The 13,860-nt window shown below is 71.3% G+C and carries 12 protein-coding genes and 1 tRNA gene; 3 read left to right on the top strand and 10 right to left on the bottom strand.

Translation table 11 applies throughout. From position 1 onward, the window contains the following. Positions 1-104: 104 nt before the first annotated feature. From WN71_RS38730 to WN71_RS38720, 3 genes are all read right to left on the bottom strand, one after another. Complete coding sequence (locus WN71_RS38730; RefSeq protein WP_046591829.1) at positions 105-1,934, bottom strand: tetratricopeptide repeat protein; 1,830 nt, start codon at positions 1,932-1,934, stop codon at positions 105-107. A gap of 204 nt (positions 1,935-2,138) precedes the next feature. Beyond that, positions 2,139-2,212: transfer RNA gene (locus tag WN71_RS38725), tRNA-Met, on the bottom strand. A gap of 74 nt (positions 2,213-2,286) precedes the next feature. Then, complete coding sequence (locus WN71_RS38720) at positions 2,287-5,265, bottom strand: UPF0182 family membrane protein (protein ID WP_420856566.1); 2,979 nt, start codon at positions 5,263-5,265, stop codon at positions 2,287-2,289. A gap of 143 nt (positions 5,266-5,408) precedes the next feature. On the opposite strand from WN71_RS38720, the gene WN71_RS38715 reads away from it, so the two are divergent. Continuing rightward, a complete protein-coding gene (locus WN71_RS38715) occupies positions 5,409-5,951 on the top strand; it encodes a PPA1309 family protein (protein ID WP_046591840.1) in 543 nt (180 codons plus the stop codon). A 58-nt stretch (positions 5,952-6,009) separates the two neighbouring features. Here WN71_RS38715 and WN71_RS38710 read toward each other — a convergent pair whose 3' ends face one another. The 4 genes from WN71_RS38710 to WN71_RS38700 all read right to left on the bottom strand — a co-directional run bounded on the left by WN71_RS38710 (position 6,010) and on the right by WN71_RS38700 (position 9,210). Continuing rightward, the gene (locus WN71_RS38710) at positions 6,010-7,107 is read right to left on the bottom strand and encodes a YlbL family protein (protein WP_046591831.1); all 1,098 of its coding nucleotides are present in this window, start codon (positions 7,105-7,107) and stop codon (positions 6,010-6,012) included. 91 nt (positions 7,108-7,198) lie between these two features. Further along, positions 7,199-7,417: a hypothetical protein gene (locus WN71_RS41660; protein WP_143074939.1), complete on the bottom strand. Its 219-nt coding sequence runs from the start codon at positions 7,415-7,417 to the stop codon at positions 7,199-7,201. A 103-nt stretch (positions 7,418-7,520) separates the two neighbouring features. After that, positions 7,521-7,982, bottom strand: coding sequence for a molybdenum cofactor biosynthesis protein MoaE (locus tag WN71_RS38705; protein WP_046591832.1), 462 nt, complete (start codon positions 7,980-7,982; stop codon positions 7,521-7,523). Positions 7,983-8,091: 109 nt separating this feature from the next. Then, positions 8,092-9,210: an SDR family oxidoreductase gene (locus WN71_RS38700; RefSeq protein WP_046591833.1), complete on the bottom strand. Its 1,119-nt coding sequence runs from the start codon at positions 9,208-9,210 to the stop codon at positions 8,092-8,094. A gap of 193 nt (positions 9,211-9,403) precedes the next feature. On the opposite strand from WN71_RS38700, the gene WN71_RS38695 reads away from it, so the two are divergent. Together WN71_RS38695 and WN71_RS38690 are read left to right on the top strand one after the other, a co-directional pair. Continuing rightward, positions 9,404-10,849, top strand: a complete 1,446-nt coding sequence (locus WN71_RS38695) for a zinc-dependent metalloprotease (RefSeq protein WP_046591834.1) — start codon at positions 9,404-9,406, stop codon at positions 10,847-10,849. Next, entirely contained in the window at positions 10,846-11,367 is a 522-nt protein-coding gene (locus WN71_RS38690; protein WP_046591835.1) for an NUDIX hydrolase, read from the top strand. The genes WN71_RS38695 and WN71_RS38690 overlap by 4 nt, the downstream gene beginning before the upstream one ends. Before the next feature lie 83 nt (positions 11,368-11,450). Here WN71_RS38690 and WN71_RS38685 read toward each other — a convergent pair whose 3' ends face one another. From WN71_RS38685 to WN71_RS42420, 3 genes are all read right to left on the bottom strand, one after another. Then, positions 11,451-12,206, bottom strand: coding sequence for an AIM24 family protein (locus WN71_RS38685; RefSeq protein WP_046591836.1), 756 nt, complete (start codon positions 12,204-12,206; stop codon positions 11,451-11,453). Positions 12,207-12,223: 17 nt separating this feature from the next. Then, positions 12,224-12,904 carry an AIM24 family protein gene (locus WN71_RS38680; protein WP_046591837.1) on the bottom strand — a complete coding sequence of 227 codons (681 nt, stop codon included), beginning with the start codon at positions 12,902-12,904 and terminating at the stop codon, positions 12,224-12,226. A gap of 11 nt (positions 12,905-12,915) precedes the next feature. Next, a partial coding sequence (locus WN71_RS42420) for an AIM24 family protein (RefSeq protein ID WP_143074938.1) occupies positions 12,916-13,860 on the bottom strand: 945 nt, incomplete at its 5' end.

The raw sequence follows: 13,860 nt of genomic DNA, 5'->3' as shown, positions 1-13,860 counted from the left end.
CCTCGGGGTCTGGGGCGGAGCCCCAGGGACGGCCACCCCTGAGCCCACCGAGTCGGGCGGGCGGGTGGGCAGACACCCCCCACAGCCAAGCCCAGTGCCAACGCTCACGCCGACATCTCCGACCGCAGCACCTCCCCCAACGCAGCCGCCCGCTCCGCCACCTCCCCCGGCCCCAGCGCAACCGCCCGCTCCGCCCACCGCCGCCCTTCCTCCAGCTCGCCACGACGCGCGTAGACCAGGGCCAGCCGCAACGCCGCCCGCCCATGACCGGCGTCGGCCGCCCGCGTCCACCACACCGCCGCCTCGGGCTCGCTGCCCTCCCGCGCCAGCAGCAGTCCGAGGTTGAACGCCCCGTTGCGGGACCCCGCCTCCGCAGCCGTCCGGTACCACCGCGCCGCCTCGACGACGTCCCCCCGCGCCGCCGCGAGCATCCCGACCCGCACCTGGGCCCGCCGGTGCCCCTGCCCGGCCGCCCGCTCGTACCACTCCTCGCACTCGGTCTTCTCGTGCACCTGCTCGCCCAGCTCGTGCGGCGAGCCGGCCGGCCGCCGCGCGTCGAGCACGGCCGCCAGCCGGTACGCGGCCTCCGCGCTGCCGCCCCCCGCCGCGCACCGCAGATGCCGCTCGGCCTCCCGCTCGTCGCCCTCCCGCAGCCGGGCGATGCCGACCTGGAGCGCGGCCTCCGTGTGCCCGGCGGCGGCCGCCCGCTCGTACCAGCGCAGCGCGAGTTCGTCCTCGTCGCGCCCGGCGTGCAGGATGCCGAGGTTGAACGCGGCGTCGACGCTGCCCGCCTCCGCCGCCTTGGAGAACCACGGCTCGGCCCCGGCCGCGTCCCCGCCCTGGAGCAGCAGCACGGCCAGCGCGTTCGCCGCCTCCCGGTGCCCGGCGTACGCGGCCCGCCGGTACCACTGTTCGGCCTGCGCGGTCCGCCCCTGCTCCACGCAGAGCAGCGCGAGGTTGTACGCGCCGTTGTCGTCGCCCGCGTCCATCGCCGCCCGGTACCAGCGCTCGGCGGTCTGGGTCTCGCCGCGCTCGGCGTGCAGCGCGCCGAGCGCGTTCGCGGCGTTGCCGTCGCCGTCCTGCGCGGCCCTGAGCCACCAGACGGCGGCGCTCTCGGGGTCCCCGGCGTCGCGCAGCAGGAACCCGAGCGCGCAGGCGGCGCGCGCCTCGCCGTCCTTGGCGGACGTCAGGTACCAGCGGCCGGCCTCCTTGAGCTCGCCGCGCCGCTCCAGGATGGCCCCGAGGTGCAGCGCGGCCCGGCGGTGCCCGCGCGCCGCGGCCTGCCGGTACCACTGCTCGGCCCCCTCGGCGCCTCCCGCGGGCGCCTCGACACCGTTGTCGGCGCCGCTCTCCCGTGCGGCGCGCCGGTCGAGCGCGCGGGCCAGCCGGTACGCGGCCTCCCGGTGCCCGCGTTCGGCGGCGGCCCGCATCCACTGTTCGGCGCCCGGGTCCCCGCGGTGCTCCAGCAGGTCGGCGAGGGCGTAGGCGCCGAGGACATGGCCCTGTTCGGCGGACTGGCGCAGCCAGTACTCGGCGGCGGGCTCGTCGCCGCGCTCGCGGTGGTGGCGGCCGAGCGCGTGCCCGGCGGCCGCCGATCCGGCGACGGCGGCGATCCGCCACCAGCCGGCCGCCTCCTCGGCGTAGCCGCGCTGGTGCAGGAGGACTCCGAGGTTGTTGGCGGCGGCGCGGTCGCCCTCGGCGGTGGCGGCACGCAGATGGGGTTCGGCTCCGTCGAGGTCGCCGCGGCGCAGCAGCATGGCGCCGAGGACGCTCATCGCCTCGACGTCGCCGTCCTCGACGGCGAGCCGGGTGCGGATCTCCTCGGCTGCTTCGTCAGCCGCCTGCCCGGACTCGTCCCGGGCCTCCTCCCGTTCGGAAGGCTGCGCAAATCGTCCTGTCTCGAACAGAGTTGCCTTGTCCCCCATAACGTCCATCGTCGCACCACCTGCAACCTGGGTACACCTGGTATACCGCAGCCAGTGAGGTCACTTCAGCGTTTTGTCGACATGCCCACAGAGAGACAAGTCAAACACAGAAGGCCCAACTCCCCCCGGCGGCGCGGCCGGTACACGGCCAGGCACATGCGTTCGCACATCACGAAGGCCCGGATTCCTGAGAATCCGGGCCTTCGTTTTCAGTAGCGGGGACAGGATTTGAACCTGCGACCTCTGGGTTATGAGCCCAGCGAGCTACCGAGCTGCTCCACCCCGCGCCGTTGTGTTGCAACCGTACCACGACGCGAGGGGGCGATCGATCATTCCCCGGAACCGCCCCTGAGCTGCCCTTCTATCCGCTGCCGCCGGCGCTCGCACGGGGACTGGGACTGGCGCTGGCGCTGGGGCTCGCACTGGGGCTCGCGCTGCTGCTGGACTTCTTGCCGCTCTTGCTGCCCTTGTCGGCCTCGTCCTGCGCCTCCTCCGCCCGCTTGAGGGCGGCCTGGAGATCCTTCTGCGCCTTGCCGTACGCCTCCCAGTCGCCCTTCTTCAGGGCGGCCTGACCCTGGTCGAACGCCTTCTGGGCGTCGTCCAGCGCCTGCTGCACCGTCGGATTGCTCGACGTCGGCGGATTCGTGGTGCCGGTGTCCGGTGGCGTAGTCGTGGCACCGTCCGTCCCGAACACCTTGTCCAACGCCTGGTCGAGGGTGTCCTCGAACGCCGTGTTGCCGCCGTAGGTCACCAACACCTTGCGCAACAGCGGGTACTTGAGGTCGCCGCCGCGCACATAGACCGGTTCCACGTACAGCAGCCCGCCGTCGAGCGGCACCGTCAGCAGGTTGCCGTACTCGATGTCCGAGTCGCCGCCTCTGAGAAGTCTGATGGACTCGGCGATCGATGGCTCGGACTGGAACTGGCTCTGCACCCGTTTGGGCCCGTCGACGGTTTTGCCCGTCGGCGTCTTCAGGATGGTGATCTTGCCGTAGTCGGCGGAGTCCGCGTCCGCGTTCACCGACATGAACGCACTCAGGTTGTCACGCCCGTTGGGGGTCATCGATGTCGTCAGCGAGAACGTCTGGGACGACTCGCCCGGCATCTTCAGACTGAGGTAGTACGGCGGCACCGCGTTGCCCGACTTGTTGGTCGGGTCGTCCGGGATCTGCCACACCTCGCTGCCGCTGAGGAACGTCTGCGCGTCCGTCACGTGGTAGCGGGTGAGCAGCTCGCGCTGCACCTTGAACAGGTCCTGCGGGTACCGGAAGTGGCTCATCAGGTCCGAGGAGATGGCCGTCTTCGGCTGCACCGTCCCCGGGAACGCCTTCATCCAGGTCTTCAGCACCGGGTCCTTGGTGTCCCACTGGTACAGCTTGACCTCGCCGGTGTAGGCGTCCACGGTCGCCTTCACCGAGTTGCGGATGTAGTTGACCTGGTTCTGCTGGGCCACCACGTGCTGGTTGTTGGCCGCCGTCAGCGAGTCGGTGGTGGTGTCGCCGAGCGTCGTACGGGACGCGTACGGATAGCCGTTGGTGGTCGTGTAGGCGTCGACGATCCACTGGATGCGCCCGTCGACCACGGCCGGGTAGGCCACGCCGTCGATGGTCAGCCAGGGGGCCACCGCCTCGACGCGCTCCTTGGGCGTGCGGTTGTACAGGATCCGCGAACCGTCGCCGATGGCGCCGGAGTAGAGGATCTGCGGTTCGCCGAACGCCACCGCGTACGCCGCCCGGTTCAGCGGGCTGGACAGGCTGACGCCGCTCTTGGCCTGGTAGCTCGTGGTCTTCTCGCCGCTGTCGTCGGAGTAGTCGATCTCCTTCTGGGGACCGCCGACGATGGAGTACGTCGTCGTCTTCTCGCCGTAGTACACGCGCTGTTCGTACGTGCCGAGCTGGCCGGTGGACGGCAGGTCGGACTCGGTGAAGACCGGGCGTCCCTCGGAGTCGGCCTCGGTGCCCTTGGCCGCGACCACGCCGTAGCCGTGCGTGTAGCGGAAGTGGTCGTTGATCCAGTTCTTCTTCGGGATGCCGTCGAGATTCAGCTCGCGCAGGCCGATGACCGTGTCCTGGTCCTTACCGTCGATCTTGTAGCGGTCGACGGCGAGGTTGGACGGGAAGCTGTAGTAGTTGCGCACCTGCTGGAGCTGCTCGAACGTCGGCGACACGACGTTCGGGTCCATCAGGCGGTAGCTCGCCGCGCTCTGCGCGTCGTCGCGCAGCGTGCTCTTGTCCTTGGTCGTACTCGTGCCCGCGTAGTCGGAGACCTTCGCGTCGTCGATGTCGTACGCCTTGCGCGTCGCCTCGATGTTCTTCTTGACGTACGGCGCTTCCTTGGCCTGCTCGTTCGGCTGGACCTGGAACTTCTGCACGATCGCCGGATACAGGCCGCCGATCAGGATCGCGGAGAGCACCATCAGGCCGAACCCGATCACCGGCAGCTGCCAGGTCCGCCGCCACAGGGTGGCGAAGAACAGCAGCGCGCAGATCACCGCGATGAAGAACAGGATCGTCTTCGCCGGCAGATAGGCGTTGGCGTCGACGTAGCGCAGGCCCGTCCAGTTGTCGGTCGCCTTGAAGTCGCTGGACTTCACCGCGAGTCCGTACCGGTCGAGCCAGTAGGCGACCGCCTTCAGTGCGACGAAGATGCCGATGAGCACCGACAGGTGCCCGGTCGCGGCGGCCGTGGCCTTCGCGCCGGGGCTGGTGACGCGCAGCCCGCCGTAGAGGTAGTGGGTGAGCGCGGCCGCGATCAGCGAGAGGATCACGGTGGCGAAGCCGAAGCCCAGCAGGAACCGGTACCAGGGCAGGTCGAAGGCGTAGAACGAGACGTCGAGGTGGAACTGCGGGTCCTTCTGGTGGAAGGAGACGCCGTTCACCCACATCAGCCAGGTGCGCCACTGACTGGAGGCGGAGGCGCCGGCGATCAGCCCGACGAGCGCGGTGATCGACAGCAGCAGCCACTTCTTGTACGGCGCGATGCCCATCCGGTAGCGGTCGAGGCTCTGCTGTTCCACGGACATGGCGCTCAGCGGGGGCCTCAGCCGGTGCGCGAGCCAGATGTTGACCCCGACCGCGACGGCCATCAGCAGACCGAAGACGAAGAAGAGGCCGACCTTGGTCCAGAGCGTCGTGGTGAACACCGACGAGTAGTGCACCGACCGGTACCAGAGCCAGTTCGTCCAGAAGCCCGCGAACATGGTGAACGCCATGCCGAGAACGGCAAGGACGCCCAGCGTCATGAGCAGGGTGCGGGCCCGCCGGGACGGACGGCCCACTCTCATCCGCGGCCCCGTCGGGCCTCCACCGCGGTCCGGCATCTGGAAAGCCAAGGTGCGCACCTCGAAGTTCGCTCTCGAAACGTCAGGCCCTCGTGTTCGCGGACCTGCCGTGGCCCCCCGTGATCGCGGGCCCACACCTATGCAACTTACTCACCGTTTACTCGGTTCCCGATTCCGGCCAGGAACGAGAGAGGATTGTGACCATGTCCAACACTCCCATGGCGGCGAGCCCGCTCACCCGGGCCGTGCTCGAGATCGACGAGTACGCCTCCGGCCTCGGCTGGGACCAGCCCGCCCGCCTCTTCGCCCTCGTCGACACCGCACGGCTGCGGGTCCAGGAACCCGCTCTCGCGGCCCAGCTCGGCCTCGAGGACGAGCCCGAGACCACCGGTCTCACCCCGATCGAGCAGGACGAAGTGCCAACGCACCAGCCGCTCGACGAGTTCCTCGGCACGATCGCCTGGCCCGACGCGGTGGTCGGCTGCGCGCTCACCGTGGAGCGTCTGATGCTGCCGCCGTCCGCCGAGGCCCAGGTCCCGCAGGGCCTGAACGAGGCCAAGCTGGCGCGCTGGGTCGCCGAGCACCCGGAGCGCCAGGAGGTCCGGATGACGGTCGCGGTGCTGCGCGACGGCGGCCGCGAGTCGGCCCTGCGGCTGCGCGAGAAGGACTCCCCCACCGACGTCCTCACCGGCCCCGACCTGGTGCCGGGGCTCGCGGAGGCACTGAAGGCCACGTTCGAGGACTGAGGCCCCCAGGGACGGCCGGGGCCGCCCGCCTGAGCGCGCCCCCGCCCTCCCGGTCCCGTCAGCCCTTGGTCGTGCACTTCGGCAGGTCGGCGGTGTCGCCGCTGCGGATCTCCTTGAGCGCCTTGAGGGCGTCGTCGATGGTGTCGACCTTCACCAGCCGCAGCCCGCTCGGGGTGTCCTTCGCGGCCTCCGCGCAGTTGTCGGCGGGGGTCAGGAAGTACTGGGCGCCCTGGTTGCGCGCGCCGATCGTCTTCATGTCGACGCCGCCGATCGGACCGACCTTGCCGTCGTCGTCGATGGTGCCGGTGCCCGCGACGAACTTGCCGCCGGTGAGGTCGCCCGGGGTGAGCTTGTCGTAGATGCCGAGCGAGAACATCAGACCGGCACTCGGCCCGCCGACGTCGGCCAGCTTGATGTCGATGCTGAACGGGAACGTGTGGTCCGTTCCCGCCGAGATGCCGACGATGGCGCGCTTCTCCCCGCTGTCGTGCGAGGTCGCGGTGGTGATCGTGACCTTCTCGGTCTTCGTCGCCGTACGGCCGGCCTTCTCGGCGGCGGCCTGTTCCTTGGCCGGGATCACCGTGAAGACGACCTGCTCGCCGGGCTTGTGCTTGGTCACCAGCTTCGCGACGTCCGCGGGCTGCTTGACCGTCGTGCCGTCGACGTCCTTGATCACGTCACCGGCGTGCAGCTTGCCCTCGGCCGGGGAGTCCTTGACCACGGTGGAGACGATCACCCAGGACTTCACGGGGATGCCGAGTTCCTTCAGGGCGGCGACCTTGGCGCTCTCCTGGGACTGGCTGAACTCCTCCGCGTTCTCCTGCGTCGACTGCTCCTCGGTCTTGCCGTCCGGGTAGAGCGTGTCGTGCGGCACGATCTTGCTGTCGTGCGCCAGCCAGCCGTAGACCGCCTCGACCAGGTTCATCTGGTAGTCCGCGCTCGTGACCCGCACCGTGGTCATGTTCAGATGCCCGCTGGCCGCGTACGTCTTGCGGCCGGAGATCTGGAGCACCGGCTCGCCGTCGTGCTCGCCGAGCGTGTTCACCGTCGGTCCCGGTGACATCTCCGCGTACGGCACGCGGATGAGGACTCCCGCGCACAGAAGCGCGATCAGCATCAGGGTGGAGGCGAGCATCGTCGCGGTGCGGCGTGGCATGGCACGACAGTACGGGACGTGTCTGTCAGCGTGCCGTCAGGGCCGCAACTCCGACCGCCTCCCGGCACACCCGCCGCTCCGGCACCGTCCCTCACATGCCGGAGTGCGACCGCTCCATGGCCTCACGGAAGCGGGCGTAGCCGTCGAGCTCCGGACCGTCGCTGCGCGCCTTGCGGGTCCGGTTGGCCCAACTGCCCCAGAGCCCCGCGCCGACCGCGGCCACCAGCGGAATCAGCAACCAGGCGAGCGCCGCCATGACGACCTCCCAACCCCAGAGCGACCGCAACTGACTGATGAGCAGATTAACCATCCGCAGTGACAACGCTCGGGGCAGGGTTGCGGTTACGCAACCGGAGACAGAGGCGGACGCACGGTGGCGCCGAGGGCCCTCGGCGCCGGTCCCGCGCCACCGCTCAGCAGGCGCCGACCCACTCCTCGGTGCCGTCGGAGAACCTCTGGTGCTTCCAGATCGGCACCTCGTGCTTGAGGTCGTCGATCAGCTTCCGGCACGCGTCGAACGCCTCCGCCCGGTGCGGACACGACACGCCGACGACGACGGCGAGGTCCCCGATGGTCAGATCGCCCACCCGGTGCACCGCCGCCAGCGCCCGCACGGGGTACTCCGCGACGACCTTCTCGGCGACACGCCGCATCTCGGCCTCGGCACTGGGGTGGCACGAGTAGCCGAGCGCGTCGACGTCGGCGCCGCCGTCGTGGTTGCGGACCGTCCCCACGAACAGGGCGACGCCGCCGGCCGCGTCGTCACCGAGCGCCCGGAAGACCTCGTCCACCGAGAGCGCGCTGTCCCGGACGGCGATGAGCTTGACGGGGTCCCCGGCGGCCGACTCGCCGGGATGATCGTTCGTGGATGCCATGCCTCCATCGTGCCGCACCCCGCCGACAGCACGGAATACGAGGTTCGCCCGTCCCGCGCGCGGGTGGCTTGGAGCGTCCTACAGCGACCGGCGCCCGACCGGCGCCCGCTCAGATCCGACGCCGCGCCTTGCGGGCCCTGCGGACCACGGCCGCCGCGCCCAGCAGGGCGACCGTCGCACCCGCCGCGCCCGCCGCCGTCGCGTCCTTGCGGCCGAGGCGGCGCCCGGCCACCGTGTGCCGGCCGGAGACCTCCTCCAGCAGCTCGGCCAGTACGTCCTCGTTGGTCCACCGCGGCCGCCAGCCCGCGTCGTGCAGCCGGCTCCCGCTCACCACCCACGGGTACATCGTGTAGGCGAGGTCGCCGGCCGGGGACGGCGTGAGCCCGATCCGGTGCAGCCGGGCCGCCGCGCCCAGCGCGACCGCCGACGGCAGCTCCATGCGCCGGATGCCGCTGAGCTCCTCGACCTCCTCCTGCTCCAGCCAGCCGTCGCAGCCGACCGCCAGCTCGCCGTCGACCTTCTCCAGGACGGCGTACTCCAGGGCGCTGCACAGGTCCTCGACATGGCAGAACTGCCAGGCCGGCCGCGACCCGGCCACCACCAGCAGCCGGGGTGACTCGAAGTACCGGGTCAGCGCGGTGTCCGTACCCCCGACCAGGACGGCGGGGCGCACCACGGTGACGTTGAGCCCGGGGTGCGCGCGGGGGGCGCGCCGGGCCAGCCGCTCGATCTCCAGCAGGTCCCCGACGCCGGTGGCCTCGGCGGTGGCGCGCAGTTCGGCGTCCTCCGACAGCGGCAGCTCGTTGTCCTCCAGCGCGCCGTAGACCATCGCGGACGTGCACAGCACCACCCGGTGCACGCCGGCCGCCGCGGCGGCCGTCAGCACGGTCTGCGTCCCCCGGACGTTGTAGGCGGTGCGCGCCGCGGGATCCGTCTCCAGGTCGAGGTCGAGCGCGAGGTGCACCACGACGTCCGCGCCGCGCAGCTTGTCCGCGATCGCCGGGTCCCGTACGTCCAGGATGTGCCACAGCGCCTCGGCGCACTCCCCGCGCCGCTCGTCGATGGCGATGATCTGCTTGACCTGGCCGGACGCGGCGAGCTGTGCGGTGAGCAGCGCGCCGACCCCGCTCGCGGCTCCGGTCACCGCGACCACGGGCCCGCGTACGGCGGGACTGCTGCCGGTCGTTTGGTTTCGCGCTGCGCGAACCTGCGGATCTGGGGAACTCACCAGGCGTCTCCAGCGGTTGTCTTCAGTACGGACGCGCAGTGACGCGTGCGTACCAGGTGGCATCCATCCTGCCGCAGGCCGCCGGTCGGCGAAGCACCGAGGCCCGATTGGTCCCGGGTGTCTACGCTGGGTGGTGTTGCAGGGCAGCCGAGCCGCCGGCGAGAACCGGTGGCCTTACCAGCCGAGGAACCCCGTGAGTGACACCCCATTCGGATTCGGCCTTCCGCCGGAGGAGCCGGAAGACGGCGACGAGGGCAAGAAGAAGGACCAGCAGGGCGCCGGTGGGCAGGGACCGGGCAACCCGTTCGGTTTCGGGTTGCCCGGTGCCGGAGGCCCCGGCGGCGACAATCCGCTCGCTGCCATGTTCGGCTCGCTGAACCCCACCGACCTGGGCGCCGCGTTCCAGCAGCTGGGCCAGATGCTCTCCTACGAGGGCGGCCCGGTGAACTGGGACATGGCCAAGCAGATCGCCCGGCAGACGGTCGCGCAGGGCACCTCCGACGGCGTCAAGGACGCGAGCGTCGGACCCAGCGAGCGCTCCGCCGTCGAGGAGGCCGTCCGCCTCGCCGACCTGTGGCTGGACGACGCCACGTCGCTGCCGTCCGGCGCGGGCACGGCCCTCGCGTGGAGCCGCGCGGAGTGGGTCGAGGCCACCCTCCCGGCCTGGAAGGAACTGGTCGACCCGGTCGCCGAGCGGGTCGGCGCCGCCATGGGCGACGTCCTTCCGGAGGAGATGCAGGCCATGGCCGGCCCGCTGATCGGCATGATGCGCTCCATGGGCGGCGCCATGTTCGGCACCCAGATCGGCCAGGCCGTCGGCGTACTCGCGGGCGAGGTCGTCGGCTCGACCGACATCGGTCTGCCGCTCGGTCCGGCGGGCAAGGCGGCACTCCTTCCGGTGAACATCGAGTCGTTCGGCAAGGACCTGGGCGTGCCCAAGGAGGAGGTGCGGCTGTACCTCGCCCTGCGCGAGGCCGCCCACCAGCGCCTGTTCGCGCACGTGCCGTGGCTGCGCTCGCACCTGTTCGGCGCGGTCGACGGGTACGCGCGCGGGATCAAGGTCGACACCGCCAAGCTGGAGGACGTCGTCGGCCAGTTCGACCCGCAGAACCCCGAGCAGCTTCAGGAAGCCCTTCAGCAGGGCATGTTCCAGCCCGAGGACACGCCCGAGCAGAAGGCCGCCCTGGCGCGTCTGGAGACGGCTCTGGCGCTCGTGGAGGGCTGGGTCGACGCGGTGGTCCACGCGGCCGCGAAGCCCCGTCTGTCGTCCGCTGACGCGCTGCGCGAGACGCTGCGCCGGCGCCGCGCCTCCGGCGGCCCCGCGGAGCAGACGTTCGCCACGCTGATCGGTCTGGAGCTGCGCCCCCGGCGGCTGCGCGACGCGTCGCGCCTGTGGGCCTCGCTGACCGACGCGCGCGGTGTCGACGGCCGGGACGCGCTGTGGGCGCACCCGGACATGCTGCCGACGGCCACCGACCTGGACGACCCGGACGGCTTCGTGCACCGCGAGCACATGGACTTCTCCGAGCTGGACAAGCTGCTCGGCGAGGCGGCGAGCGGCTCCGGCGAGAAGCCGAACCTGAAGAAGGACGAGCCGGGCGGCAAGGCCGGGGACGACGAGAGCGAAGACGGCGAATGAGCCTGTACGACGACGCGGTCCACGTGCTCAAGGAGTACCCGGACCAGGCCGAACTGCGCGGGCTCTACATCGGTCATCTGGCCGCGCACCCGGACGGCGTCTGGAAGGCGTGCGAGGCCGGGCATGTCACGGCCAGCGCGCTGGTGATCGACCCGGAGCGGCGGCGGGTGCTGCTGACCCTGCACCGCAAGCTGCGGCTGTGGCTCCAGATGGGTGGCCACTGCGAGCCGCAGGACGCCTCCCTGGAGGCGGCGGCGCTGCGCGAGGCGACCGAGGAGTCCGGCATCGCGGGTCTCACGCTGGTGCCGGGCGGTCCGGTGCGCCTGGACCGGCATCCGATCCCGGCGCCCTGCCACTGGCACTTCGACGTGCAGTACGCGGTCCTCGCGCCGCCGGACGCGGTGCAGCAGATCAGCGACGAGTCCCTCGACCTGCGCTGGTTCGGCTACGACGAGGTGGCGACGGTGGCCGACGAGTCGGTCGTACGACTGCTGGAGGCGACGCGGGCGCGGCTGTGAGGCCTGGCCGCTCCCGCGGCGCGAGGGGGTGACCGCCGTCGGCGGTCACCCCCTCGCGCCGTACACGCGCGTGTACGGCCGGATCAGCTCCAGACGTTGCCCTGGTTGGCGCCGCGGGCGCCCTGCTGGCCCATGCCGAACTGTGCGGCGATGCCCTGGCCGATGTTCGCGTTCTGCGGCGGCAGCAGCTCGCTGGGCTGGACGAGCGCGAACCCGCTGCCCATGAAGCTGAGCTCCCAGCCCTCGCCGGTGTTGCCCCGGCGCCGCCACACGCCCGAGGAGTGCGTCTGGGCCTGCATCTGCACGCGCAGCCCGGTGGACCAGGCGACGATCGCGTCGGCGTCGCAGTTGACGTACTTGTCGGGGGTGACCTGCATCAGCAGCGGCGCGCCCGAGGTCATCAGGGCGACCTTGCCGCGGCCGGTGATGTTGAGCTGGTACTTCCCGGAGCCGGAGATGCCGTACTGGCTGTCGACGGCGATCACCTCGTGGTGCAGCGAGGAGTCCATCGCCAGCACATAGCTGCTGTCGACGGTGAGGCCGTCCTGCTCGACGTCCATGACGTGGACGTGCTGGGCGAGGTTGGCCAGGAAGACCGTGCCCTGCCCGTGGCAGCGCATCAGGTCCAGGCCCTCGCCGGTGTAGGCACGCGCGCGGGCCTGGTGGCGGGCCTGGTACTCGGCGTCGAACTCGACGAGTCCCTGGTAGGCGACCATCGTCCCCTTGCGGGCGAGGATGTCGTCGTGACCCTCCAGGGTGACCCGCAGCATCTGCTTGTTCTGGAGGCTCCAGCGGTCCTGGTTCTGGGTGTCGTTGAAGGCGAAAAGCGGGCTCTGCATGGTGTTCTGGCTCCCCCTCAGCCCCGGAACCGGATGCGGTCGGTGCTGTCCTCGCTGGGCTGGACGACGACGATGCCCTGGCCCGAGAAGCCCATCTGGTAGGCCTCTCCGCTGCCGCGGCCGATCAGCGACTGCGCCTTGAAGCTGCGCTTGCCCTTCACCTTGAGGTTCGGGGACCAGGCGACGAGCGCGTCCGGGTCGACGTAGGTCTCGTCCTCGCCGCCGCCGCAGTCGACGACGATCGGCTTGCCCCGGGAGGTCAGCGCCACCCAGCCCTGGCCGGAGATCTTGGTGTTCCACAGGCCCTGGCCGGCGAACTTGGCGAGGCCCTTCACCCGCTCCACGCCCCAGGTCAGGTTCGCGTCGAAGGCGAGCAGGTTGGTGGCGTTGACGGAGATGCCGTCGCCGTTGAGGTTGATCACGACGACGTTGGCGCCGTAGTCGGCGAGGTAGAGCAGGCCGTCGCCGGAGACCTTCATCAGCGGCGCGCCCTCGCCCGTGATCCAGTCGCGGGCGATCTGACGCACGGCCGGCGGGTTGGGCTCGTACTGGATGAAGCCCTCGTAGGCGACCATCGAGCCCACGCGCGCGAGGAGGTCGTTGCCGGTCTGCATGGCGACCTTCAGCATGTGGTCGCCGTGGTTGTCCATACGGGCGGTGACGGGGGCGGGGGCGTAGCCCGCGAGCGGCTGGTTCATGACGGGCTCCCTCAGACCTCGTACGGCTGGACGACGACGAAATTGCCGGGCGCGGCCCGGAACTGGAGGTTGACGCCCTCCCCGGTGTGGCCCGGGTAGGCGTTGCGCCGCATCCGCACCTGGCTGGAGACGATGACCTGCGCGGCGGCGGACCAGGCGACGACGGCGTTGGAGTCGACGAACGTGGTCGGCGTGACCGGCAGCACCACGGGCGTGCCGTGGGTCTTGACCACGATCGTGCCGGTGCCCTGGAACTGCATGGTGAACAGGGCGCCGCCGGGGATGCCGTGGCCCTCGATGCGGCGGACCTCGTACTGGAGGCTCTCGTCGAAGGCGAGGACGTTCTCCGCGGAGACGCACAGCGCGTCGCCCTGGAGCTCGACGGGGTGCAGATAGGTGGAGTTCTCCGCGAAGAAGACCTGGCCCTGGCCGGTGCAGCGCATCAGCTGCATCTCCTGGCCGGTGGCGTTGCCCACCAGGCGGCCGGCGAAGCCCGCGCCCTTGTAGGCGAAGTCGACCTTGCCCTGGTAGAGCACCATGCTGCCCTGGCGGGCGAGCACGGGCTGCCCGCCGACGCCGAGGTCGACGCGGACCAGCTTGCTGTTCTGCGCGGTCCAGCGCTGGCCGGTGGGCGTCTCGCGGTACTTCTGGAGCGCCGCGGACACGCCCGCGGCCTGCGGCGCGCCCTGGGGCACCGGGTAGCCGCCGGACTGGCCGGGGATCTGGCCGAACTGCTGCTGGCCCTGCGGGCCGTAGCCGGGCGGCGCGCTGGGCGGCTGGTTGTAGCCGGGCGGCAGGCCGGGCGCGTGGGGCGAGGGCGGGGCGGGCGGCTGGTGGTAGCCGCCCGGCGGGGGCGGCGTCTGGCCGGGGGCCGGGGGGCCGTACGGCGACTGGCCGAAGGGGGCGGGCGCCGGCGCCGGGGGCGGGACGGCCCCGATCCCGGGCGGGGCCAGGGG

It is taken from the genome of Streptomyces mangrovisoli, assembly GCF_000974985.2.
GTDB classification, from domain to species: domain Bacteria; phylum Actinomycetota; class Actinomycetes; order Streptomycetales; family Streptomycetaceae; genus Streptomyces; species Streptomyces mangrovisoli.
Note: the sequence above shows the minus strand (reverse complement) of the source record. Positions and strands in the feature narration are given on the sequence as shown.